The organism is Iodobacter arcticus (assembly GCF_042664895.1).
GTDB classification, from domain to species: domain Bacteria; phylum Pseudomonadota; class Gammaproteobacteria; order Burkholderiales; family Chitinibacteraceae; genus Iodobacter; species Iodobacter arcticus.
In genome coordinates this window covers 270979-295606 of sequence record NZ_JBHTBQ010000006.1, presented here as the reverse complement: position 1 = coordinate 295606, position 24628 = coordinate 270979, and the positions used below count along the sequence as shown (strand labels likewise).

Here is a 24628-nt window from a genome sequence, read left to right as displayed (position 1 = left end):
GTATTTATTCAATATTGCTCGCGGGTTTCACCCGTCCTACGAATGATGGGATGCTTGTAAATAATTCGCGACGCTCATCCCTACATTCAAGCGGGCCAATCTCTTGCCCTGCTTGAATAATCAGCGGCGCTTTTACACTCACCGCCGTATAGATTCCTTTAGCGGTTTGCTTGGCTTCAATCACCGTTTCACCGGCTTTTAGTAGCGTCACCCAGCCGGTTTTTTCACCCACCGTGGCGATCTCAGGCTGGCTACTGTAATAGCTGATTAAACCCTGGCTATTGCTGGCAGGAACGGGGATATAAAACGGCTCGTCACCCAAGGTTTTGCTTGTCATCGTCAGCGCCACCAAGTCAGGCATAGGCAAGACAGCCTGCTGCTCTGGGCTGAATACAATGTCATTCGTATTTAAAGCACCAAGCTGGGCAAGCGATAACGAGCTAAGCTGCTCTGGGCTTAGGGCCAGCAATAATTGGGGGGGCAGAGCGGCTAATTGTGACTGGCTCAATACCGGCAATAATTTCAAAGCAGCCAGCTGAGCAGAGCTCATCGCGGCAATCACCTTAGGTGGCAAAGATAGTAATTGTTCTGCATTGAGCAATTCCAGCTCGGCCACAGGCATACGGGTAAATTGCTGTGGAGATATCTTTTGCAGGCCTAAAAGCGTAGGGAAATTTAATCGTTTCACCGAGGCCAGCTTTGCATCACCGCCCAACTCTGCAGTGGCTTTAGTCAGCTCCACTTCAATTTGCAGCACCGCACCATCGCTTTGCTGCACATCCAGAATATACACACCCGCTTTGCTAAAGCGAGTCAACATTGCCCTGATTGTGCCCGCTTCCAGCACAAATAACTCATTACCACGCTCACGAATCACCGCCTTACCCTTGCTTTGCAGGGCAATAATTTCCTTTACGGGCAAAAGCAGCAAAATAGACTGACGATTACTGATATCAATACTCACCCCGCCTGCGGCTACGCTTTTATATGGGATGGGACCACTAAGGCCGGTATAGGCCAGCACCGATTGCGGGGAAGACCGCTGAATGGCATCACTCAACACCGGTGTAAATGCCCCAGCCCCAGCAAGGTACTGAGCGCAGGTCTGGCTTTTAAAACCACCTCCATTCAGAGGAATAGCATAGCGCAGCACAATATTGCCTTGGACAATGTCCTGCTCTACCCTGCGAGTGGCAGTTACACTCCATTCGTCTTTGGCAATCCCCACATTAAATAAATGAATGGATTCGCCTCCGTTATAGCCTCCCGTAAGGCGCAGACAATTTGTGAAATACTGGCTGTATTGCACTAAAGATTGCCGCTCTCTTTCCCCCCAGGCTGCACCCGCCGCATTTTGCACACGCTTATAGCCCAAGCCTAAATCGAGCTTGGAAAAATAAGCAGGAGCGAGGCTGATATTGTAAACCGCCCCCTGCCGCTTGGTGTTTGACATGCGTGAATCAAAATCACTACTGACCATATTCTGACTTTCAACACTTGGATCAGCGGCATAGACCGTCATGCCCAGTTCGGATAAAACATGGCCCTTATCCCAGCTCTTTTTTAAATTCAGCAGATAATTATTCTGCCGCATCTCCTGCTCATCGCTGCCATTGGTCAACTGAAACGGCTTTTGTGCCTGCTGCTGGCCTAAGGAAAGCCGTAAACGCAACTGATCCGACGTGCTAAATACGCCAGAGAGCAGCGCTTCTTGAAAACGCTCGCTAACTTCTAAATTTGCGCCCAACGCAAAGTAATCGCTCAGCGCAAAGCCCCCATCTAAATTTAGCGCTGTTTTATTGGCCTCTGAAAAGCCAACAGTCGCACTAAGCCGCTCGGTCGAGGTTTTAAAGCCCAAGCTGGCCTTATCCGTAGCCCAATTGATTTTGCCAAGCGATGTATCCTGTGCATCGGGTAAATCGGGCAAATCTGCGGCATGCAAGGCCGGGCTGCTAAACAGGCTCAGAAAAATTATTCTTTTAAAAAATAGAAACGAATCCACATGCTTCCAGATCATCGGCAAAAAGGCTGTCTTTAAATCTAAAGAAAGCCATCTGCCTTGTCTTGGTAAAAGTACGATCCCACGTAAAGAAACAATCTCTACCCCTAAAAAAGAGCTATGTCTGCGTTAACAGTTGAAAACTGAAATCAAGGTTTGTTATTAGCAAATAGCGGTGAATGAAATAAACGCGCTCTTTGCACAGGGCTTTAGGGTCACCTTGAAGCGCGCCGAAGCGAGGAACAAGCGGGGCGGGGTTTCGGCGAGGATGTTTGAGCGAGCGCAGCGAGTGAGTCCCGCAGCCGCCGCCTCGATTGTCCGCAGTGAGGGGTTTCGTGCTGGCCGGGGCGGCCTTCTTTGGCTTCGTTTCTTGGCCGTTCAAGAAAGGAAGGCCCCCGCGGTGGCCAACGCTCCAAAATCCATGTGCCGCAGGCACTCAAAAGGGGTTTTTTGTTTTTTGCTTAGTGGCTATGCCGCTTCATTGTAAAAGTGGTACGCAAGAGAAACAACTTTCACACCCTTATAAAAGCATCAGTATCTACTCAACTATTTTTCAACTGTTAACGCAGACAGAGCCTAAAAAAGGCCCCTGTATAACAGAAGCCTAGGCAGAGTTAACATACGGCCAGCATTTTCTCTGACAGATTTGCATCCACTTTCGCATCACTTTGCAGCTGCTTCACAATTCTGGCAGGATTGCCGGTCACTACGCAAAAAGGCGGTACATCTTCGCTGACTACCGCTTGTGTACCGATCACCGCGCCTTCGCCAATACTGACGCCTTTTAGAATCGTTGCACCTGCACCAATCCAAGCCCCATTCGCTATTCGCACAGGGGCAGAGCGAATTCTAGCGGCTTCACCCGCCTGGCCACGCCCCAGCAGAGGATGGCCGCTGCTATCCATAATCGTTACCATCGGGCCAAAAATAACATCGTTGCCAACCTCCACACGCTGATAAGCCAAAATCGCTACGCCTTGCAATACCACCCGATCGCCAATTCGAATCTGCCCAACCGGGCCATCGTTAATTTGCACCGTACTGAGCTTAACCGGCAAATTATGAAAAGCAGGGATATTCCCCGACTCGATATAACACTGACTACCAATCACAATACTGCCTGCAAACTGAGTCTCATCGATATCAAGCGCAACTAAACCCGCCTCCAGCAACTCTTTATCAATCACTCTGGTATACGCTAAACGAGGAGTGCCAGAGAAATGGGTATTCACACCGATCCTTACCTGATGTTTTAGCAAGTTTTCGGCGACATTCTGAGCAGGGCTTGCTGCTAGCTCGGGTGGAATTAAATAAATATTCTGATATTCGCAGGGCATTTATGCCCCCTCAGTTTCAAGTAATTCGGCGCGTTTGGTTTTCTTAACCGCATAATCGCGATGAATTTTAATCACTTTATTTAAAGAGTATTTTTCATCATTCAAATCCTTGCCATAAAAGCTGGTCGACCAAAGCTGATACTTTTGGTGAATGCGTAAAGCCGCAATTTCTGATTGCTGTTTTTGATCGTCCACTTCTTTTTTATGTGGCCAATGGAAAGACACCGCTTCGCGCTCCATTGAAAACTGATTGTTATTTAGATGTAAACGCACACCTAAATCAACATCCTCACCGCCCCAACTATTAAATGATTCATCAAATAAGCCTGCTTTCAATAATTGCGCGCGCTCCGCCGAGGCATGGCAAGTCCAGAAAATATCAAAGGGCGCAGGCCAATTGCTGATGTTGTCCCCCAGCTCATCGTATTGCTGCTGGCGAATATCATGCGCCCCCATCAAAGACAGACGGCTAATTGTGGCATCGGGCGTTTGATAATCGATTTGTGAAGACATTTCGGCCAGCAGGCTATTAGCAACTTCAAAGCCATAAACATAGCCAATGATCACCACAGGGAATTCTGATTGGCTATGCACTTGGGCGTGCACTTCCAGCGTTTTACTGCCCAGCAAAACGCCGGTATCAATAAAAACAATATATTGCCCTTCAGCAATCGCCGTCCCAATATTGCGCGCCTTACCCGCCCGAAAGCCTTTATCTTCTTGCCAGAAATATTTGACATTAAGCTGCTCAGAAAACGCCTGAACCACCTGCTCGCTCTCATCTGAGCCGCCATCATCAACCACAATCACCTCAAACAGCTGCTTATCCAACGTTTGCAAAACCAAAGATTCGAGGGTGTAACGTAAAAGATCGGCTCGGTTATAGGTTGGAATAACAACACTGATCTGTAGATTAGGCATGGTCTTTCCTTTGACTTCATTTGATCAAAAAAACCAGCTTGAGTACGTTTTCTATCATCAAGCCGTGACGCTTCGTTTTACTGATGTGCAGCACAAACGACGGGGATGCGACTACATCAGCAGTGAGTAATGTAAAATTTAATTTCAATCATTTACAATTTAAAGACAATTTAAAGTAAGAATATAGCGCTTATTTACTTTATATTGCTTTCAACCAGCTGTAAACAATATGCCAATGTAGTTTTGTAACAGAATATTTTGTAGTATTTGCTGGTTTTACTACAAAGGCATATTCAAAGCGCACAAAGCCAGCACAAAGCCATTGTCTGTAGCTTACAAGCAAGAAGAGAGGGAAAAATCTGAAAGAAAAACCGCTGCAGACTTACCGTAGGCAGCAAAGAGATAAGCGGTGGGGAGAGAAAAGAGACACTTCAGGCAGGGCGATGTGCAGTAGTCACAGCCCTGCCGTTTAAGCAGTACAAGCACGAAGAAATCACTCTTTTAGCTGTAATGCCGTTAACTTAAGGGTTTTGACCTTAGCCTCCCCCTTTGTAAAAGGGGGATTGAGGGGGATTTGCATTAGCTTTGTTTGCTGCCTTTTTCTAATGATACGCCGTGCCAAATCCCCCCTAGCCCCCTTTTTCAAAGGGGGGGACAAGTACATCAGACTTATGTAGATACTTATGCCCTAGTCCCCATCAACGAAGTGGGGAAAGCAAGGTTGTGGCTTAAGTGAACGGCATGACTCTTTTAGCAATTAATTTTTGCTATCCAAAACCTGCGCTAAAAGCTTGGTTAAAAAGTTTTTCATCGCAAGCACGCGCTGGCTGGCTTTAAGATCACGGTGATACACCAGCCATAGCTCACGCGAAGGCACTACCGACGGGGCATCGAGCTTCACCAGTGTTTCATCAATATCGCCTACATATTCTGGCAACAGGGTAATTCCCAAACCACACCTTACCGCCACATATTGGGTATGCAGAGTATTGCCTTTAATCAGCGGAGCACGATTCTGAGTAATTTGTTTTAGCCATTTCACCATCGGTAAATACGCCCAGCAATCACTCAATTCAATAATAGGTAATGCCTGCCACGGGTCTTGCTTTGGGCCAAGATCTGCTAATAAAGACTTCAGGCAATACGGCGCAAAATGCACATAGCCGACAAAATGGGTAATGTAATCCTGATTATTATCAACCACAATTGAATCGCCATATCGCAAAGCCACATCGGCCTCACGCCGCGCTAAATTAGCGGGCAATGCGCCCACCAAAAGCTCTACCTGTACTTTGGGATATAAAGCCAGAAACTCCGGCATATGCGGCATGATTAAATAACTGGCTAAAGACTCCGCTGCGGCGAGCCGGATTAAGCCGCTGACCTGATCAACGGATTGCAATTGATCACTATTTCTTTCTACGGTCAGCATGGCGTTTTCTACTTCAGTCACCCTTGCCAAAATACTCACGCCCTGATCGGTGAGCAAATAGCCTATTTGCTGCCGCAAAAAAAGCTTCACCCCTAAGCGATTTTCTAAAGCGGATATATGCCTGGACACAGTTGATGCGCTGCTACCCAATTTAAGCGCAGCCGCACTTAAGCCGCCTTCGCGCGCCACCGCCAAAAAATACTTTAAATCATTCCAATCCAAATCTGCATTTTTCATTTTTAGAAAACTGTTTTCCATTCAAGGCTAAATACATCTTAAGGATCAGCAACAATAATAACGGCAATTTCCAGCTAAAGCCGTACACACCATGCCACACTTGCTGACTTATATACAACTTACATTGACTGTCTTCTTCTGGGGGGCAGTATTTCATATTGGCAAATACGTGGTGCAATTTTTATCACCGATGGTGGTCGGCAGCTGGCGATTTATCATCGCTGGCCTGATTCTATTTATCTTTGTTTCTTTGCGCGAGAAATGGGATATCCAAGCATTACGCAATAATATCCGCCCCTTATTATTTATGTCTGTCATTGGCATTATGGGCGTCAATTTTTCATTATTTTATGGTCTGCAGCTCACATCAGCGATTAACGCGGGATTAATTATGGCGCTTAGCCCCATCCTTACCGCCATACTCACCGCTTTTTTTCAAAAAGAACCGCTTAATCACCAACAAATACTCGCAATGGGATTAAGTTTTTTTGGCGTAGCGATTGTTGTCAGCGGCGGCTCTCTTCAAGCCATCCGCGATTTACATTTTGCCTTAGGCGACGCACTAGTTTTAATTGCCAGCTTTAGCTGGGCTTTATATTCTGCTATTCCTAAACGCTTTGTTCATGGCGTTTCCCCCCTGCACACCACAACCGTCACCATTATTGTTGGCGCTATTTTCATGACCGTTATTTCGGCAAGCTTGAGCAGCGATTTTTACACCCTGCCCGCTTGGAATGTTTTGTTGGCCATCGCGACCATGGCCTTTTTTTGTACCGCGCTAGCCTTTGTCTGGTGGAACGAAGGACTGCGTAAAATTGGCCCTGCACAGGGAGCCATCTTTATGAATCTGGCTCCTATTTTCGCCACGCTAATCGCCATTGCGCTAGGCCAAACCCCCAGTTTGCCGCAGTTTATTGGCATGATACTGATCATCAGCGGTGTGGTTTATAACTCACGCAAGCCCTCCGCCACACCCAAACTATTTAGCCGCAGCACGACTTATCACCGCGTTAATTCATCGACTCGCTCAGCCTTGCCTGCAAGCGTGGCACCACAAACTGAATAAACGCTTCGTATTTTTTGGGCATAGGTTGCCGGTATGGGAACACCAAAAAATAGGGCTTAGGTGTAGCTAGCCATTCGGGGAGTACAGGCTGCATCAGCCCTTGGCGTAAATAGGGGGCCGCAATGATGTTATCCAGCAGGCCCACGCCATAACCCGCCTCAACCGCGCTGGCAATCGCACCAAAGGTATTGCAAACCAGCGTAGGCCGCAGCTCTACCCTCACCACTTCACCGTTTTTCTCTAGCTGCCAGCCCATCTGCTCGTGCAAGCTCTCGTGGCATAAAACCCGATGCTGGCGCAGGTCGCTTGGATGCTGCAATTTGGCCGCCTTGGCTAAATACAGCGGTGAGGCATAGAGGCGTTTCTGCGTGAAGCCCAAGGGGCGAGCCACCATGCTGTCATCCAGCACATTGCGTGAGTGCAGGCAGAAATCGATTCCTCCCTCCGCCATACCTTGCAGCTTATTTTGCGCCGTCATTTGCACCTGCAAAGAGGGGTAATGAATGGCGAACTCGGCCAGAATCGGTGCCAATATATATTGCCCGATACCACTCGGGCTGCTGATTAACAGCGGCCCGGCCAGCTGATCTTGCATACTGCTCACTTCGGTTTTGAGGCTTTCCATCAGAACGCGCAGCTGCGCAGCCCGCATCGCCAGCGTTTGCCCCACCTCGGTTAGCGTAACCCTTCTGGTCGTTCGCAAAACCAGTACCGCTCCTAAATCCGCCTCCAGCCGCTTAATACTTTGGCTGACATAGCTCTTGGCACAATTCAACTCATCAGCCGCCGCAGTAAAGCTCCCCAATCTAGCAAGCGCATCAAAAACCAATAAAGCATCGGATGAGGGTATTGTTTTCATAGCAGAACAGTTTGTCTAGTTATCGTGGGTTTATCCAGATAATGAATCAAAATACACTCCAATTACAAATTTAAAAAGTAAATTGGAGATACCATGAAAGCACTACTCAGCAAACTACTAGATAAGCCAATGACATTCTGTGATACCCGTCTTGGCGGGCCAGCCTTCTATTCTGAAGTTGAGTTAGACGAAGGCCTTGAGCTACGCCTGCGCAAAGCAGCGCTTGTTGCAGCGGCCAAAATAGAGGAGTGGCGATGGCGATGTAGGGAGCGGTTTTAAGGAGTGTCTATGTTAAAACCGCAAACCCATCTATCAAGCGCAAAAACACGAACACCGGCCAAAGCCGGTGTTGTTTATTGCAAGATCGTACTGCATGTTTTCTTAGCAAATCTGTAGGGTGGGCAAAACGTTTTATCTTGCCCACGCGAAATATTTGTAGCTCCGCGTAAACACATACATATGCCTACCCTAAGCCCCAAACATTACGCCGTAAAAAACCGCTCCCCCATCTCATCCAAGCCCAGCTCTGCCAATACGGCGGTAAGGCGTTCGGCGGGTTTGCGGCGGGGCAGATTTTTATACTGGGCGATAATTAATTCGTTTTTCATCGAATGCTCCCAGCCTACCAACTCAGTCACCGTCACTTGGTAGCCATGCGCTTCCAATTGCAGGCAGCGCAATACATTGGTGATCTGGCTGCCAAATTCACGGGTATGAATTGGATGACGCCAGATTTCTGCCAGCGGATTCTTTAGCGATTTAGCCTTGTTTTTACGCAATACGGTAGCCACTTCGGCTTGGCAGCAGGGCACCAGCACCATAAATTTGGCTTTCTTTTTGAGTGCAAAAGCAATGGCATCATCGGTGGCGGTATTACAGGCGTGCAGCGCAGTCACCACGTCAATTGTTTCTGGTAAGAGATCAGAATCAGTTGATTCAGCAACCGATAAATTCAGAAAAGACATGCCGGGGAAGTTAAGGCGCTGGGCCAGTTCTTGTGATTTTTTGACCAGCTCATCACGGGTTTCAATGCCGTAAATATGGCCGGAACCCGGCTTATCTTTAAAAAATAAATCGTAAAGAATAAAGCCCAGATAAGACTTACCCGCGCCGTGGTCAACCAAGGTCACTTCGGGGTGGTCGGCCTGTACTTCTTTTAGCAGCGGCTCAATAAACTGATAGAGGTGATAAACCTGCTTGAGTTTACGGCGGCTATCTTGATTGAGCTTGCCGTCGCGGGTCAGGATATGCAGCTCTTTTAATAGCTCGACCGACTGGCCAGGCTTGATTTCGTGGTGTTCTGTCATGGTCTTATCCAAAAGCTGTGCTTGCAGCAAGACGCAATTCTACCTGCACTCTTAAGAAAAACTCACGGCTCTTTAAAGACTTGCCTGTTTATATCTTAATGGCATGAGTCACATTACCTGTCACTTATAAAAAAGAAAGTAATTTGAAAGGAAAAAACGATAATTACGTAAACAAAAATATTTCATATAACATGAAATTAATTAATAAAAAACAAATAAAACATCTGAATTAAAAATCAATAAAAAACATCACCCCTATTTTTCACTATTTTAGAAAAAATGAACATAATTGAATTATTCAATTGAACTAATAATAGTCCATAGATTCAGAGTAAGAGTAAATAATAAATGCATCGGCGCGTAAGTTAAGCCACTGAGACAAGAACTAAGCAATTTGCAGTTGCCAAAATGGAAAGCCTGATCCATATCACTACAACAAGCAGTTAATTAGTCGCCCCCACAAGGAAGCAAAGATGAAATCACTAAAATTTATCCCTCTTGCATTATCTCTGATGCTGGCCTCTAGTCTAAGCTTTGCCGCCGATGATCATAGTAGCGTCGTTAAGCCACAACCTTACAAAGTAGGCCACCCCGTAACCAAGGCCATACAGGCCAGCATTACACCTAGCATCGCCCTAGATATTTTGAAAGCAGGCAATCAGCGCTTTGTGAGCAATAAATCGGTTGAGCGCGATGATAAAAAACAAATTATGCAAACAGGTCTGGGCCAGTATCCATTTGCCAGCTTTGTAGCATGTATTGATTCTCGCTCTGCGCCTGAACTTGTATTTGACTTAGGCGTAGGCGATGCCTTTTCTGCCCGTGTAGCGGGTAACTTCGTTAATAGCGACATTATCGGTAGCTTAGAATTTGCCGCAAAAGCAGCAGGATCACGAGTCATCGTGGTGCTTGGTCACTCTTCATGTGGTGCGATTAAAGGTGCTTGTGATGATGTGAAACTGGGCAGTCTGACGGGTTTAATTGATCAACTAAAACCTGCCGTAGCCGCCGTTAAATCTGAAGGTGATCGCAGTTCAAATAATTATAAATTTGTACAAGAAGTAGCGGATGCAAATGTTGAACTGACCGTGCAAAAAATCCGTGATATGAGCCCTATCCTGAAAGAAATGGAAGAAAAAGGCCAAATCAAAATTGTGGGCGCCATGCTGGATATAGGGACAGGTAAAGTAAGCTGGTAATTCGCTTTACAGCATTTTATTTAAATTAGAAAAAATGTAACGGGGAGGCCATTTTGGTACTTCCCGTTTTATTCAGTATCCCAACACTAAGTCATCTTCGTAAAACACCCCACCGTTCATAGCTTACTTTTACATATCCTTATGAAAAACAAGCAATTTTTTGATTGATGCGGCGTAAATCTGCGACAATGCGCGATTAGTATTGCTCATCAAAGCCATGAATCCCGCTCCTACTGCCATTTCTACCCTGCCTGCAGGTGTCTTCCCCCGTAAACCCGCCCCCTTCCTGCCTATGAGCCGTGCCGAAATGGACCTGCTCGGTTGGGATGAGTGCGACATTATTCTGGTAACGGGTGACGCTTATATCGATCACCCCAGCTTTGGGATGGCCTTGATTGGCCGCCTGCTAGAAGCGCAGGGGCTGCGGATCGGGATTATTTGTCAGCCAGATTGGTTATCCGCTGACGAATTCAAAACACTGGGTAAACCTAGGCTATTTTTTGGTGTAACCGCGGGCAATATGGATTCGATGATTAACCGCTACACCGCCGATAAAAAGCCACGTTCCGACGATGCTTATACCGCGGGCGGCATGGGCGGTAAGCGACCGGATCGAGCCGTTACCGTTTATTCGCAACGCTGCCGTGAGGCTTATCCCGGCGTGCAGATTATGATAGGCGGGATTGAAGCGAGCTTGCGCCGGATTGCTCAGTATGATTACTGGAGCGATAAAGTTCGCCAATCGGCGCTGATTTACTCCAAGGCCGATATTCTCTTATTTGGGAATGCCGAACGCGCCTTGGTCGAAGTCGCCCAGCGCTCAGCTGCAGGCGAAAAGCTCAAAGATATGCGGGATATTCGCGGCACCGCCTTTATGACGCCGCAGGGCTGGTTGCCCGAAGGCTGGGCGGAGCTCGATTCCACCACGGTAGATACCCCGGGGCGCGTCGATAAACATATCGACCCTTATGAAATGCTGCCGGAAAAATCTGAAAAAGATATCACTCCAGCGAGCGACACCAAGGCGATTCGCTTGATTAGCAAGGCCGAGCGCATCGCCGCTAAGCAAGCCGATCGGCAACACACGGTGATCCGCATTCCAGCCTATGAAGCTGTGGCTTTTGATCCCGTGCTGTACGCCCACGCCAGCCGCACCCTGCATCTGGAATCTAACCCCGGCAATGCGCGGGCCATGGTGCAGCAGCATGGCTCACGCGATGTATGGATTAACCCGCCGCCGATCCCGCTGACCACGCCAGAGATGGATTATATCTTTGGCCAGTATTACGCCCGCAACCCGCATCCAAGCTATGGCAAAGCGCATATTCCAGCTTGGGAAATGATCCGCTTTTCGATCAACATCATGCGAGGTTGTTTTGGCGGCTGTACTTTCTGCTCGATTACCGAGCATGAAGGGCGGATTATCCAAAGCCGCTCGGAAGAATCGATCCTGCAAGAAATCGTCGATATCCGCGATAAAACGACGGGATTTAAAGGCCATATTTCTGATCTGGGCGGCCCGACTGCGAATATGTATCGCCTATCGTGCAAAGACCCAAAAATTGAATCGTCCTGTAGACGCTTAAGCTGCGTTTACCCAGGTATTTGCGAAAATCTAAACACCGATCATGCGCCGTTGATTCAGTTGTATAAGAAAGCTCGCAAGATTGATGGCGTAAAGCGCATCACCATTGGCTCGGGCGTTCGTTACGATATTGCGGTTGAATCGCCTGAGTATGTAAAAGAGCTGGCGACACACCATGTATCGGGCTATTTAAAAATCGCCCCAGAGCACACCGAAGAAGGGCCTTTATCTAAGATGATGAAGCCCGGCATCGGCACGTTTGAGCGCTTTCGCGAGATGTTTGATTATTACTCCGAGCAAGCGGGCAAAAAACAGAGCCTGATTCCTTACTTTATTGCGGCCCACCCCGGCACCAGCGATGAAGATATGCTTAACCTTGCGCTGTGGCTAAAGAAAAACGACTTCCAGCCTGATCAAGTGCAAGCCTTTACGCCTACGCCAATGGCCATGGCGACGACTATGTGGCACACCCGGCGCAATCCTTTAAGAAAGCTGGCAAGAAGCTCGGAAAAGGTAGATGTCATCAGAGATGGGCATCGCCGCAAGGTTCACAAAGCCTTCTTGCGCTATCACGATTCAGATAACTGGCCTATCCTGCGCGAAGCACTGATTGCCATGGGGCGCGCGGATCTGATCGGCAATACGCCTAAGCATCTGATCCCTGCACAGCAACCTGGCGAGAAGTTTGTACACGAAAAAACCAACGTTATGGTCCGCCGCACAGATAAGCCAAAAGGCAAAAAAACCTTCGGCAGAAGCCGTGATGCGGCGGCTCAAGGCTCTAAAAAATAAAATGGTCATCAAAAACCTGTAGACACAGAGCACACGAAGCTTAAAAGCAGCACACAGAGAAAACCCAATTGTTCACATCAGAGCGATTGATTTGTTTTCTTTGTGGGCTCTGTGTTCTTCTTGTTCTCTGTGTTTACAGAATTTTTATGCCTGAGAGAAAACAATGAATTTAGAAAACCGTATTACCGAGCTGGAAATCAAGCTGGCGCTGCAAGATGAGCTATTAGAAGAGTTAAACCGCATCGTTGCCACCCAGCAGCGGCAATTAGATCAGGTAGTGAATGAATTACGCTGGTTGCAGCAACAAGAGCCTAGTGGCTCTGCACAGAAATCATTATTTGATGAAGTACCGCCTCATTATTAATTTCTGCCAGTAGCAAATAGAAAAAGGGCATAGGAAGCACTGATCGTGCTCTCTATGCCCTTTTTTCATGATTTAAATTTTCATGATGGCTTTAAGTAATGCACCAGCAGCTCACCAAACAACACACTAAAGCCATCCCAGAAAATCTGAATCCCAATACACATCAAAATAAATGCAGATAGCCGCAAGAAAATAATCGAGCCGGTACTGCCCAATAATTTGAGCAAACGCTCGGCGTGGCGATAGCATAAATAGAGCGAATAAGAGGTAATCGCGATGGCGGTTAAGCTAGCTAAAGGCATAGAAAACTTCTGCAAACCAGGCCCATTAAAGCCAGCCCCCAAGGCAATCGCTACCGTAATCGAGCCTGGCCCTACCGTAATGGGGAAAGTCAGCGGATAAAATGCCCGCTCGCGTAATTCCTCATTACTTGGGCGAGTGGCCCCTACATGCTCCATCCCCGCAGCCTTATGCCCATCATCGCCCGAGCTCATCAACTGCCAACCAGCAGTGGCCACTAGCAAACCGCCACCGACTTGCACTATCGGTAGTGACACGCCAAAAAACTCCAATACATAACTACCAATAAACATACTGACCAGCAGCAAAATAAAACTATAGATACCCACTCGACGCGCCAAAATCACTCGCTCTTGCGAGTTGTAATTGGCGGTCAGTGTCAAAAACATCGGGGCATGGCCAGGTGGATTTAAAATGGGCATTAAAGCGCCAAAAACCAAAAGCATATTGCCGAAAAATACAGTTAAGGTTTGCAGCATATTGTTTACAACCTTACAAAAAGTGGCAATGGGTCGGCATTTTAAACGAAGAAATGCACTGGGCTGCTAAAGCATTGTTATTACTTTACTAATACAAAATGAATCACATAAAAATAATCCTGCTGCGGGTAGATTTCCCGAATTAACTGCTTCAATTCAGGCAGTCCCATATTTTCCTGTGCGGCATGCAATGGTGTTAAATCTTCCAGATTTACTGGCGTAAGTGATAAAACCTGCAAGCGGCAAAACCAGCGCCCTTCTTCCAGTGTGCTTACTTCAAGAATATCACCGGCACTTACATTTGCTTCACTCGCATCGCGAATCGTAATGGTTTTGCGCTCAGCCAAAATATCATCAACAAAACGTTTAAAAAAAGTGATCTTCTGCATTTTGTGTCCCCAATACGTACGCACTACAGGCAGCGTAGGCTGATTGCTGCCTCTATAAAAGCCCGCAGCTTACCGTCTGCAATATAAAAACCATCAAACTATTGATTGATCAATGGCTTATAGCTGGCCGCCACCGTGATGCCATGTAGATAATCACATAAAAATGTAGTTGTACTACTAAATTAACCACTATAAAATTAGTAGTAATACTACATTAAATGGAGAGCATTACAATGATTAGCTTACTAGGCAGCCTTTACCACCTGTTTTTTTCCGCCTCACAAAACATTGCTATTAATACTCGCGTAAACCGCATTGCAACCATAGATGGCTCAGAAAAAATCGACGGTCTTGTGATGAATGTAGAAGGCAACCGCGCCCGTGTTTGCTGGAACAGGGGCGAAAAAACCCAAGAAGACTTAAGAAACTTAGTCACCATTGTCGACTGATAAAAGTAGCAGAACAATGCGCAAATCAAAAAAGGCTGATCAAGATCAGCCTTTTACTTTTTAAGACACGGCTTTTACCCGCTTGGCCATCCAGATCGCCAGCAGGCCAAATATGCAGCTTAAATACCCTACCCAATCAAAATTCAAAATCCGGCCGCTGCTGCTCTGCGTCATAATCAAGCCCGCCAAAAGCGCCGCAATACCCGATGCAAAATTCTGTGTTGCTGAATTAAATGCCATCAGCCGCCCGCGCATTTGCGGTGCAGTAGCGCCAGTCACCATCGCCGTTGCCGGAATAAAGCGCCCGCTAACAAACACAAAAAATAGCGTAGAAAATAATAACTGCCATGCAATCGATAAAGAAAACGTTTGCGTAACTAAAATAAGCGGTACAAAACTCACCACCACTAAATAGCCCAAAATACGGCCAGGGCTGAAACGATCAATTAAACCGCCAATGAATGGTCTTGAAAATAAAGTAGCTACCCCACCCAGCAAATACACATAAACCAAATCATGCGTTGTTAACCCGGAATTGCTTACCATCGTCGAAGCAACATAGGGAATCACGCAAAAGCCGGATAAAGTCAACATGGCTGTTACACCGCAGGCCCACCAGTGATTAGCATCAGCAAATAGCGCCTTGTAACCCGCCAATAAGCCCTGCACAGGCTGATTCTTCATCAAATGGCCTTTTACCGCAGGCAGCAAATACCATACTCCGATCCAGACCAAGGCACACATCAAGGACAACGCCACAAAAGGCATGCGCCAATTGGAGTGCGCAGCAATAAATAAGCCCAAGGGCACACCGGCTACCGCAGATAATGAAAAGCCCAGCATCACCCAGCTCATTGCCCAACCTCGCCGCTCTGGCGGAACTAAATCTCCCACAATGGCAAAAATAATCGAGCCAATTACCCCGCCAAACACACCAGCCAAACCACGAGCAGCCAGCAAGCTATAAAACCCTGTAGCCGCCGAGCAGGCCAATGTGGCCACAACCAGGCCGGCATAACAAAACAACAATGCCTGCCGCCGATCAAAGCGATCAGCCAGCGATGCGGCCAATAAAGAAGCCACGCCTGCAGCCAAAGCATAGGCTGAGACTAAAAAGCCAAACTCAGCGGTATCAATATGCATCTCGTGCATCAAATCCGAAGCCAGCGGCATCAAGATCATAAAATCTGCGATCGAAGTAAACATCACCAGCATCAGGACCAGCAACATGGCCTGAGTGCGGCGTTCGGGCTTAAGCGATTTCAGCATGCAAATTCCTAAAAAACAGAGCATTGCCCTATTAAGATCGGGGCCTTATGAACCGGCCATTTTAGAGTATTTATAGTCAGGCATTCATGGTGAAAGTGCGCTCAAAAATATATATCGCCTAAAGAAATATCAATACGCTGCCGATAAGAAATAAACCTCTTTGAGTTATCGGCTATGAACCCGCTCTCGCTACTTAATCATCGTACAACACCTAGCTTTTATGCGCCCTCTGCAGAAAGCATGGTAGCCAGCGCACGAGCAGACAAAGTAGATAAAGCCTTACCGGAAAGCAGTAATGTTCTGCTAAAGCGTGCTGAAGAGTTAGGCAAAGCCACCACTGATTTAGCACAGAATTTAATGCAAGGATTTGCCCAGCAACTATTCGGCGATGCGGCCAAGGGCATGACATTTAGCTTTGAGCAGGCGGAACTGAGCAGCTCATCAAATTTTGCAGCTGCAGCCCAGCAAAGCGCCAATGGCGCAGCCGCGGGCTTTAGGCTGGAAGACACTAGCCACTTTAATGGCAAGGGTAAACTATTTACTGCCGATGGCCGCCAGTTTGATTTTGAAATTGATGTCCGTTACCAATCTATTATTGAAGGGGCGAGCGCCAGCAGTTTTCAGCCCGCCACTGAATTGCCACCTAGCCTGGCTAGCAATTTAAATACACAATTTGCAGATACGGCAGAAGAGCTGCTGAAACGACTAAGCAGCGAGCCCACCTATCAGCCCTTCCAATTACTTAAGCCAAGTGAAAATGGAAAATCCCTGCTGAAACTACTGGGCGATATGAGCTTGCAGCTGCTTAATTTGCCAGGTGGCCCACGGTATTTAGATTTAGGCCCGGAAGGCAGAAAACAAAGCCATCTTTTGGCACAAGCCTGAGCGCCTTAAAAAGCCCCAACCGCTCAGTGCAAACTCTCTTTCGCACACTCTAAAATCATCCATCGCGACTCTAAACAGCGAATTTATTACGTACTCTATTTCCCCAGTTACAAATTTCTGCAACGTTCCTGCGCATTAAATCAGCTATAAATAGCAAATACATTGCCTTGCCATCGTGATAAGTTGCTTATCATTGATATCTAATGATGTTAGAAATGAATGGCCATGCCAGCAAGTAAAAAGCTAATGTTTATTATAAACAACATAGATCAATCATGATATTACGTGCCTTATTTTTTCTACTTTGCCTATACCCAAATGCTGGCTTGGCCGAAAAAAGTGTGCGTGTATGCGGCGGGCAATCTGAATGGCCGCCCTCATCCTATTATGTAGATGCCCAAAATAAAAAAATTGAAGGCTACTCAGTTGATGTACTGCGCGGCATTTTTAAAAGCGCCGGCTACCAAATAGAAATACAGCTTCTGCCTTGGCCACGCTGTTTAGCCGAAGTGCAAAAAGGTACTGATTTTCAAATTGCCATGGCAACATCACGCACTGCCGAGCGAGAAACAAAATTTTTATTTTCCCAACCTTATCTTTATTTAACACCTGGCTATATTCGGCATACTAAAAACGCCACGGCGCTTGGCAATAATATAAAAAAATGCGGGATTAATGGCTTTAACTATCAGGCCTTTAATTTGGCTTCCGCCACAGAAATCGATAGCACTGCAAACAATTATGAATCTGTTGTTAATAAACTAAAAGTAGGCCGCTGCGATATCTTGCTAGAGTACGTAGAAGTTGCCCAAGCCTTATTAAGAATGGAGCGGCACGGGCTACAGAATAAGTATTTTAAAGTAGAAAAATTAAACGCGGCCCCGCCTATAGCAGCACACTTTATAGTTGGAATAAATTCAAACCAATCAAAAGAAACAATAATACTACTCAACAATGGGTTAGATTTATTGGAGAAAAATAATAAATTAAAAAACATGCTAGTCAAACATACTATCGGCAAGCCTTAAATCATCCTGATGATGCCGCTTGCTCAACAACATTATAAATATCGTAGGGCGGGTGAAGCCCGCGTATTTATTCGGCATCGCTCGCGGGTTTCACCCGCCCTACAAATTCAAAAACTAAATCCCGCACTCAAGAAATTTATCTACGCAGAGTCCATTGAGCAAGAGGCATAATCAGGTAAATTATTTCAATACTTTATCCCAAGATGGTTCACGCCCAAAACGATCGGCTAAAAAATCTAATAAGCTGCGCAGAATAATCGGCATATGACGGCGCGAAGTGTAAAGACCATAAATCCCTAGTTCATCCGATTGATAATCAGATAAAAGCCGGACTAATTGCCCTGACTCTAAATAAGGTGCTGCACTAAATGTGGGCTGATGAGCCACTCCTGCCCCTGCCAGCGCTGCTTGCAAAATCACATTTGCATCATTCGCGCTAATCGCGCCAGCCACATTGGCAACAAAAGGTTGCCCTTCCTTAGTAAACCGCCAGCCATTTTTACCAAAAAAAGCATGTGTTAAGCATTGATGCTGCAGCAAATCCTCAGGATGCAAAGGCGTGCCATGCTGCGCCAGATAAGCCGGTGTGGCGCAAACAACCGAGCGGCAAACGCTTAGTTTTCGGGCAATCAGGCCAGGGTCTACATCATTAGTAATGCGGATCGCCAGATCAATTCGCTCATCCACCAGATTAATACTTCTATCTCCCACAATCAGCTCAACCTGCGTATCTGGGTACTGGGCAACAAAGGCCGCTGCCGCTGCGGCTAAGTGTGATTGGGCGAAGGAATTACTGCTCGCAACGCGGATCAGGCCATGTGGCGCCGCATTCAGATTATGCGTTATTCCCTGCACATCATCAGCCAGCTCCAGCATTTGCCGGCAACGCGGCAAAGCATCCTGCCCTGCGCTACTCAAGCCCAAACTTCGGGTAGAGCGATGCAGCAGCCGCACTCCAAGCCAAGCTTCCAGCTCTGCCAGATAGCGGGAAACCATTGCCCGCGACATATCCAGCTTATCCGCCGCTGCAGTTAAGCTGCCCTGATCAACTACTTCTATAAACACCCGCATCGCGGTCAGCCTATCCATCATCTTTGTAACGGCATTCACCGCTCCTTCTGCAGATCAATCATTCGCTCGAATTATGCAACAAACTAACGCGCGATTTGGGGTTTTTCTGCGCACGGTATACAACTAATCTAGCGTCCATTGCCAGATCACACTCATTCAAGGAAACAAACCATGTTTAAACCTGCTGCTGTTTTATCCACACTTGCTCTATCTATTGGCATCATCGCTGGTGCTCAGGCTGCCGAAGCCCCTTTAAAACTTGAAGTGTATGCAAACCCAGATCCAAGCACATTTGGTGTGGCTTCTACTTTAATTACCGGTAAAACCGAAGCTATCCTAATTGATGCGCAATTTACCCTAGCCGATGCCCACCGTGTAGTTGCCAATGTTTTAGCCAGCGGCAAAAAGCTGACTACGGTTTACATCAGCCATGGCGACCCTGATTACTACTTCGGCCTTGAAGTCATCACCCAAGCTTTTCCGGGTGTAAAAGTAGTAGCAAGCGCACCGACTATTGCTCATATCAAGCAAACACTGCCAAAGAAAATGGCTTACTGGGGCCCGATCTTAGGAACAAACGCACCTAAGAATCCAGTTGTTCCAGCTCAATTATCCGGAAACACACTGATCGTTGATGGTGAGAAACTAGAAATCATCGGCTTGGATGGCGACAATGCAGAGCACAGTTTTGTATGGATTCCATCGATCAGAACCATCGCTGGTGGCGTATCGGTATTTGGTAACTTCCACCTGTGGACAGCAGACGATGCATCCGTAGCTAAACGTGCAAAATGGCTGAAAGTGCTCGATAAGATGGAAGACTTAAAACCTGAAGTCGTGATTCCAGGCCACTTTAAAGCCGGTACCACCTTCACTGTTGAGCATCTGCAATACAACCGTGAATACCTGAAGGCTTATGATCTTGAGCTGGCTAAAGCGAAAGACTCTGCAGCGCTGATCGCCGCGATGAAAAAACGCTACCCAAATGCGGGCCTTGGCATGGCACTCGAAATTGGTGCTAAGGTCAACAAAGGCGAAATGAAGTGGTAAGACGCGGGTTTACAGTAAACCTTGTCTAACACAAAAGGCCCGGAGCAAATTCCGGGCCTTTTGACGTGTAAAACTCAATAAACAATCCCAAGCTAATGATGCACCAGCGGGCTGACCTCTCTCGGGCGCGCCGCTAATACGGCCGAATGCACAGCATCGTCTTGTAATCCATGCCAGAAAACATGAGCACCCACCGCATGGCTATGATCATTAATCTGCTGCCAAGCGCGTACAGCGTCGCTTGCCAACTCAAACATCACAATCGAGTGATGCACTTCCAGCGCCTGCGCTACCGTCATCATTCCCGCATCATTTAAGTAATCAATCAAAGCCCCGCGCGATCTGGTTGTACGCTCATCAGTGGTATCGTAAGTCAGAAACAACACTGCATCACCCAGCTGTGCAGACGCCATACGAATGAAATCAACCCGGGACAGAATATTCACCCGGCCCCGCGGACTCTCAGTCTTCATGATAAAACTCCTCAGCAATAGACACCCTTACTGTGTTCTAGCAGATTTAAATTTGCCTGCTAGCTAGGAAAACGTAGCCATTTCCAGCCATAAAAGACTTCTGGCATTACAATAAGGCAGAGGCCTAGTTAGGTGTAAGTAAACTTTTGAAAGGAGAAAGGTATGGCACGTACAGCTTTAATTATCAGTGGCGGCGCACCCAATGCCACACTGCTTGCAGGCGCTTTAGAAGCCTTTCACGAGCTAGGGGTAAAAGTAGATGTCATCTCCTCTGCCGGAGCGGGAGCCTTGCTTGGATTAATGTATATTGCCCCGAAGAACGGCGATATTGTAAGCACACTGCGTAGCCTTAAAGAAATGGGCGTCGCTGATTTTATCTACCGGGCTTTTCCTGTGAATTTCAAAGTTTTTCATAAGCCCGGCCCCATGGCGGAGGCTTATCGCCAAGCACTCTCGGCCAATCCTTTGTTACAAATGATGCAGCAATGGCCCGCAGATAATGCTTGGGCTAAAACATTAAAAGATGGTGCTGCACTGGCTTTTGCCAGCGCCACCCCAAGCAATTTAAACAGTGATTCGCTCGGCCTTTGTGCCCATGTCCCTTTTGCCGAAGAAATCATCGACTTTAATGCCTTAAAAAACAGCGGGCCGGATTTCTGGCTCAATGCTTATAACCTCAGCCAGCACCAAATGGAAAACTGGTCACGCAGCCAGATTGATTTACAGCACTTACAAGCCGCGCTGTCTTTTCCCTACCTATACCCGCCTACTGAAATTAATGGTGATTTTTATATCGAAGGGGCAGCCATTGATTGTCTTAACTTTAAAGACCTGCGCAAAAACTACCCGGATTTAGAAGAAATCGTCGTTTTTGATTTGCTCGGTGCAGAAAAACTACTCCGAAAACCCAAAGATCTACACGACGCTTGGGTAATGTCTATTATTACCCCCTTAGTTGAAATTGCCCGTGATGATATTAAATTATTTGAAGCTCTGCATAGCGATGGCATTACCTTGCATAAAGTGCCATTAATTGACGCGATTGCTGAAAAAAACCTGCCTGATGTATTTGACTGGTCCAGAAGCAATATGGACAGGCTTTATCAAACCGGCTATCACGCTGCTAAAAAATATGCCCAGGAAAAGCTTAATCATTTAATACAATAAATTATTCTTTAAATGATGAATTCAACTGAATGACCGTTCTTTTATTTAAATTTAATGATTTAACTTTAGGTAAAAGAAGTTGATCAAATAAACGGCGCTGCAAACCACTTGCCAATGCGGCTTGCAGCGCCCGCTCTATCTGATCTCGCAGCTGGGGATAATGAGGTGAAACATAAAAAACGAAATCACGCTCATAGCTTAATAATAAATTCGGCTCAATTTCTAAGCCCGGATACTGGGAAAAATCATCCAGAATCTCAATAGCACCACGTGGCAAATAATCTATACCACGATTTTTTGCGCCTGCAAGCTTAAATAAAACGCGCCAATCACCAATCTGCTCATACACGGGCAATTGATTCGCCTTCCAAACCATCACATCAAACCAGCCCTGAGCCATTCCTGCACGTTTATTACTCGCTTGTAAATCAGCCAAGGTTTTTACTTTAGCATAGGATTCGGCTTGCCCTTTTTTGACTAATAATAAACGTTGGCCAATTAAGCCAAAACTTAATGGCACATTCACTCGTAAGAAGCGCTTATCCCGTTCAGCGGTTTGCAAAAACCAATGTGCGGATAATTCACCGCTATCTAATAATTTATAGATACGCAGCAAAGGCATTTCTGGCGCTAATATAATCTTTACGCTCTTCCCCTCTGCCTGTAATGACTCTTGCAATAAACGATGATAATACAGCGGCGCTTGATCACGTCGCCCCATTAAATGCAAATCAAGTACCTCTGCGTGAGCAAAAGCCGAAAATAATAAAACAATTACTAGTTTATACATCGCCCTTCCCCTCATTTTATCCATGAAAGATAAAGCACAAACAAAACAACCCCTCCATTTAGCCGCTCATAGACAGATTAAATTTAAGATTAAACGAATCCTGCCTAGGATGAAAGTTCAGAATAATATGAGCCTCGATGATGAACTACTTAATTCGTTTTATGCGCTCGCTCAGCTATCCGGCTCGGTTTGCAGTAATGGGTATTGTTATCGCAATTGGAATTTGTTTTCTTGGCTACTCGCTCTACAAGGTTACAGAAACAAATCGCTTGTTTTCTGCCCGGGAACAACAAGGCATGGCCTATATTCAGCCTTGGTTAAGTTTACAAGCAGACTTACAACCTTTACGCGCCGCCAAAGTGGCTGGATTAGCAGCCAATAATAGTGCATGGATTGGTGAGCTTGAAAAAGTATTAGCCAGCCCGGAGCAAACCCAACTCGTTAAAGATTTAGGCTTTGATAGCCAGCGGGATGCCTTGCGCCAATCTTGGGACGAGTTTCGTAAACAAGCCACGGAAGACCCGAAAAATATAGAAGAAAGCTACGCCAAACTTTCCAGCAAAATGACCCAACATATTTCTGATGCTTGTGATCAATCCAACCTTACGCTAGATCCCGATATCGACACCTATTATTTAATGGATACGGTTTGCTTCAGGCTACCTGCTTATCAGGACTTGCTGGGTGAACATATGGCGCGTGGCTCAATTGCCCTAAAAACAGAGCAAGCCGGGCAAGCCACCCGCTTGATTGAGCTACGCCCACTTGCCCAGCAAAACCTTGACCTTAGCATCGGTAATTTAATCCGCGTGGGTAATTACAATGCAGAAATGAGTAAACATTTTGATAGCGCTTTAAATGCAATGAGCAGCCAATATAGCAAGCTGCAAAGCGAGCTAAGCCCAGTATCGCTAGAAAGCAAAACGGCCGAAATGCTGCCCACACTGCTGCAACTGCACCAGCAAGGCAGCAAAGCCCAGGAAGAATTAAACCAAAGCCTGCAAGCCTCTTTAAACAAATTACTACAAGTGAGGGTAGATGGCCTTACAGAGCAGCGTAATCGCTATATGGGCACGTCCATCATCGCGCTTATTTTAATTAGCTTACTGGGCTGGGCTTTTTACCGCGCGCTGAGCATGCAGCTTGGCAGTGACCCTAATACCGTAGTGGCGCTGGTTAAACTGATTGCCGAGGGTAATTTAGCCGTGCCGATCCCGCCTTCTGCCGATGGCAGCCTCTTGCAAGCCATTGATAGCATGCAGAAAGACTTGCGCAGCATGGTGGCAGAAACCCAAATTGCCACCACTTTACTGGGCGATATCGCCATCGAATACGCTAAAACGGTTGCCAGCATTGCCGATATGGCGGTCAGGCAAAGCGAAACAACGCAAATGGTTTCCAGCGCCGTAGAGCAACTTTCTACCAGCATTGCAGAAAGCGCATCTTATGCAAAAAATGCGCTGGAATTAGGCACGCAATCTGAGGTGCAAGCCATCCAAAGCGTGGCTGAAGTCGACTCTGCCTTCGGGCAAATGCAGCAAATTGCTGACAGCATCAATACCGTCTCCACCAGCATTAATCATCTCAGCACCGAATCAACGCGTATCTCATCCTTAGTAGGCGTAATCCGGGAAATTGCCGATCAAACTAATCTGCTGGCGCTTAACGCCGCCATTGAAGCTGCACGTGCCGGAGAGCAAGGTCGTGGCTTTGCGGTAGTTGCAGATGAAGTGCGCAAACTGGCAGAAAGAACATCCAGCTCTTCTGCCGAAATCGTCGGCGTCTTAAGCAAAGTTCAGCATGCCACGCAAGATGCTGTGCACAGCATGAACCGCAGCGTGGCCGAGGTAGAGCGCAATAGTGATATGTCGCAAAAGGTCAGCTCATCGGTCAACACCATGCGTGAACAAATGAGTGGTGTAGTCCTGCAACTACGTGCCATTAGTGACACCTTGGTTGAGCAACGCACCGCCAGCGAACACGTTGCCATGCACGTTGAAGCCATTGCCAGAGAAGCCGACGGCAGCCGCGCCTACACCGAAAAAGGCCTGCATGCTTCTGAAGAGCTGCAGCAAGTTGCATCCCGCTTGCAAGAAAGTGTCAGCAAATTGAAGATTTAAGTACATAAATACAAGGAGCGCTATCGTATTTACGACGAAAGCCGCTCCTGCAAAGCTTGC

23 protein-coding genes are annotated in these 24628 nt (G+C 46.8%); 11 read left to right on the top strand and 12 right to left on the bottom strand.

All coding sequences use genetic code 11. The annotated features are described in order from the left end of the window. Positions 1-4: 4 nt before the first annotated feature. From ACFQNF_RS04125 to ACFQNF_RS04110, 4 genes are all read right to left on the bottom strand, one after another. On the bottom strand, positions 5-1942 hold the full coding sequence (locus ACFQNF_RS04125; RefSeq protein WP_380186301.1) for a hypothetical protein: 1938 nt from the start codon (positions 1940-1942) through the stop codon (positions 5-7). Positions 1943-2613: 671 nt separating this feature from the next. Beyond that, entirely contained in the window at positions 2614-3336 is a 723-nt protein-coding gene (locus ACFQNF_RS04120; protein ID WP_380186300.1) for an acyltransferase, read from the bottom strand. Beyond that, positions 3337-4257, bottom strand: coding sequence for a glycosyltransferase (locus ACFQNF_RS04115; RefSeq protein ID WP_380186299.1), 921 nt, complete (start codon positions 4255-4257; stop codon positions 3337-3339). A gap of 757 nt (positions 4258-5014) precedes the next feature. Next, complete coding sequence (locus ACFQNF_RS04110; protein WP_046353627.1) at positions 5015-5926, bottom strand: LysR family transcriptional regulator; 912 nt, start codon at positions 5924-5926, stop codon at positions 5015-5017. A 91-nt stretch (positions 5927-6017) separates the two neighbouring features. On the opposite strand from ACFQNF_RS04110, the gene ACFQNF_RS04105 reads away from it, so the two are divergent. Further along, positions 6018-6992 (top strand): DMT family transporter, encoded by a 975-nt coding sequence (locus ACFQNF_RS04105; protein WP_380186298.1) that lies wholly within the window; start codon positions 6018-6020, stop codon positions 6990-6992. On the opposite strand, the gene ACFQNF_RS04100 is transcribed toward ACFQNF_RS04105, so the two are convergent. After that, positions 6937-7851: a LysR family transcriptional regulator gene (locus ACFQNF_RS04100; protein ID WP_380186297.1), complete on the bottom strand. Its 915-nt coding sequence runs from the start codon at positions 7849-7851 to the stop codon at positions 6937-6939. The two genes, ACFQNF_RS04105 and ACFQNF_RS04100, sit on opposite strands and share 56 nt — an antisense overlap. A 93-nt stretch (positions 7852-7944) precedes the next feature. On the opposite strand from ACFQNF_RS04100, the gene ACFQNF_RS04095 reads away from it, so the two are divergent. Then, positions 7945-8130: a hypothetical protein gene (locus tag ACFQNF_RS04095; protein ID WP_380186295.1), complete on the top strand. Its 186-nt coding sequence runs from the start codon at positions 7945-7947 to the stop codon at positions 8128-8130. Between the two features lie 203 nt (positions 8131-8333). On the opposite strand, the gene ACFQNF_RS04090 is transcribed toward ACFQNF_RS04095, so the two are convergent. Then, positions 8334-9158, bottom strand: a complete 825-nt coding sequence (locus ACFQNF_RS04090) for a class I SAM-dependent methyltransferase (protein ID WP_380186293.1) — start codon at positions 9156-9158, stop codon at positions 8334-8336. Positions 9159-9631: 473 nt separating this feature from the next. On the opposite strand from ACFQNF_RS04090, the gene ACFQNF_RS04085 reads away from it, so the two are divergent. The 3 genes from ACFQNF_RS04085 (at position 9632) to ACFQNF_RS04075 (ending at position 13098) form a co-directional block, all read left to right on the top strand. Further along, positions 9632-10357: a carbonic anhydrase family protein gene (locus ACFQNF_RS04085; RefSeq protein ID WP_380186291.1), complete on the top strand. Its 726-nt coding sequence runs from the start codon at positions 9632-9634 to the stop codon at positions 10355-10357. 217 nt (positions 10358-10574) lie between these two features. Continuing rightward, entirely contained in the window at positions 10575-12734 is a 2160-nt protein-coding gene (locus ACFQNF_RS04080) for a YgiQ family radical SAM protein (protein WP_380186290.1), read from the top strand. A 163-nt stretch (positions 12735-12897) separates the two neighbouring features. Continuing rightward, positions 12898-13098 (top strand): SlyX family protein, encoded by a 201-nt coding sequence (locus tag ACFQNF_RS04075; RefSeq protein WP_380186289.1) that lies wholly within the window; start codon positions 12898-12900, stop codon positions 13096-13098. Positions 13099-13178: 80 nt separating this feature from the next. Here the strand turns inward: ACFQNF_RS04075 and ACFQNF_RS04070 are convergent, their stop codons facing one another. Then, positions 13179-13844, bottom strand: a complete 666-nt coding sequence (locus tag ACFQNF_RS04070) for a MarC family protein (protein WP_380186459.1) — start codon at positions 13842-13844, stop codon at positions 13179-13181. 113 nt (positions 13845-13957) lie between these two features. Beyond that, complete coding sequence (yqfB, locus tag ACFQNF_RS04065) at positions 13958-14266, bottom strand: N(4)-acetylcytidine aminohydrolase (RefSeq protein WP_380186288.1); 309 nt, start codon at positions 14264-14266, stop codon at positions 13958-13960. Positions 14267-14499: 233 nt separating this feature from the next. Here yqfB and ACFQNF_RS04060 point away from each other — a divergent pair, with 233 nt between their 5' ends. Next, entirely contained in the window at positions 14500-14715 is a 216-nt protein-coding gene (locus ACFQNF_RS04060) for a hypothetical protein (RefSeq protein WP_380186287.1), read from the top strand. A gap of 60 nt (positions 14716-14775) precedes the next feature. Here ACFQNF_RS04060 and ACFQNF_RS04055 read toward each other — a convergent pair whose 3' ends face one another. Next, positions 14776-15984, bottom strand: a complete 1209-nt coding sequence (locus ACFQNF_RS04055; RefSeq protein ID WP_380186285.1) for an MFS transporter — start codon at positions 15982-15984, stop codon at positions 14776-14778. 174 nt (positions 15985-16158) lie between these two features. Here ACFQNF_RS04055 and ACFQNF_RS04050 point away from each other — a divergent pair, with 174 nt between their 5' ends. Then, a complete protein-coding gene (locus ACFQNF_RS04050; protein ID WP_380186284.1) occupies positions 16159-16869 on the top strand; it encodes a hypothetical protein in 711 nt (236 codons plus the stop codon). 326 nt (positions 16870-17195) lie between these two features. Then, complete coding sequence (locus ACFQNF_RS04045; protein WP_380186282.1) at positions 17196-17897, top strand: substrate-binding periplasmic protein; 702 nt, start codon at positions 17196-17198, stop codon at positions 17895-17897. Positions 17898-18077: 180 nt separating this feature from the next. On the opposite strand, the gene ACFQNF_RS04040 is transcribed toward ACFQNF_RS04045, so the two are convergent. Next, positions 18078-19007: a LysR family transcriptional regulator gene (locus ACFQNF_RS04040; protein WP_380186281.1), complete on the bottom strand. Its 930-nt coding sequence runs from the start codon at positions 19005-19007 to the stop codon at positions 18078-18080. A 132-nt stretch (positions 19008-19139) separates the two neighbouring features. On the opposite strand from ACFQNF_RS04040, the gene ACFQNF_RS04035 reads away from it, so the two are divergent. Continuing rightward, a complete protein-coding gene (locus tag ACFQNF_RS04035; protein ID WP_380186279.1) occupies positions 19140-20018 on the top strand; it encodes an MBL fold metallo-hydrolase in 879 nt (292 codons plus the stop codon). A gap of 92 nt (positions 20019-20110) precedes the next feature. Here ACFQNF_RS04035 and ACFQNF_RS04030 read toward each other — a convergent pair whose 3' ends face one another. Further along, positions 20111-20491 carry a hypothetical protein gene (locus ACFQNF_RS04030; RefSeq protein ID WP_380186277.1) on the bottom strand — a complete coding sequence of 127 codons (381 nt, stop codon included), beginning with the start codon at positions 20489-20491 and terminating at the stop codon, positions 20111-20113. A 162-nt stretch (positions 20492-20653) separates the two neighbouring features. Here ACFQNF_RS04030 and ACFQNF_RS04025 point away from each other — a divergent pair, with 162 nt between their 5' ends. After that, positions 20654-21658, top strand: a complete 1005-nt coding sequence (locus tag ACFQNF_RS04025; protein WP_380186275.1) for a patatin-like phospholipase family protein — start codon at positions 20654-20656, stop codon at positions 21656-21658. A 1-nt stretch (position 21659) separates the two neighbouring features. On the opposite strand, the gene ACFQNF_RS04020 is transcribed toward ACFQNF_RS04025, so the two are convergent. Next, positions 21660-22448 (bottom strand): hypothetical protein, encoded by a 789-nt coding sequence (locus ACFQNF_RS04020; protein WP_380186273.1) that lies wholly within the window; start codon positions 22446-22448, stop codon positions 21660-21662. A gap of 137 nt (positions 22449-22585) precedes the next feature. On the opposite strand from ACFQNF_RS04020, the gene ACFQNF_RS04015 reads away from it, so the two are divergent. Continuing rightward, positions 22586-24568, top strand: a complete 1983-nt coding sequence (locus ACFQNF_RS04015) for a methyl-accepting chemotaxis protein (protein ID WP_380186271.1) — start codon at positions 22586-22588, stop codon at positions 24566-24568. The last annotated feature ends 60 nt before the right edge of the window (positions 24569-24628 follow it).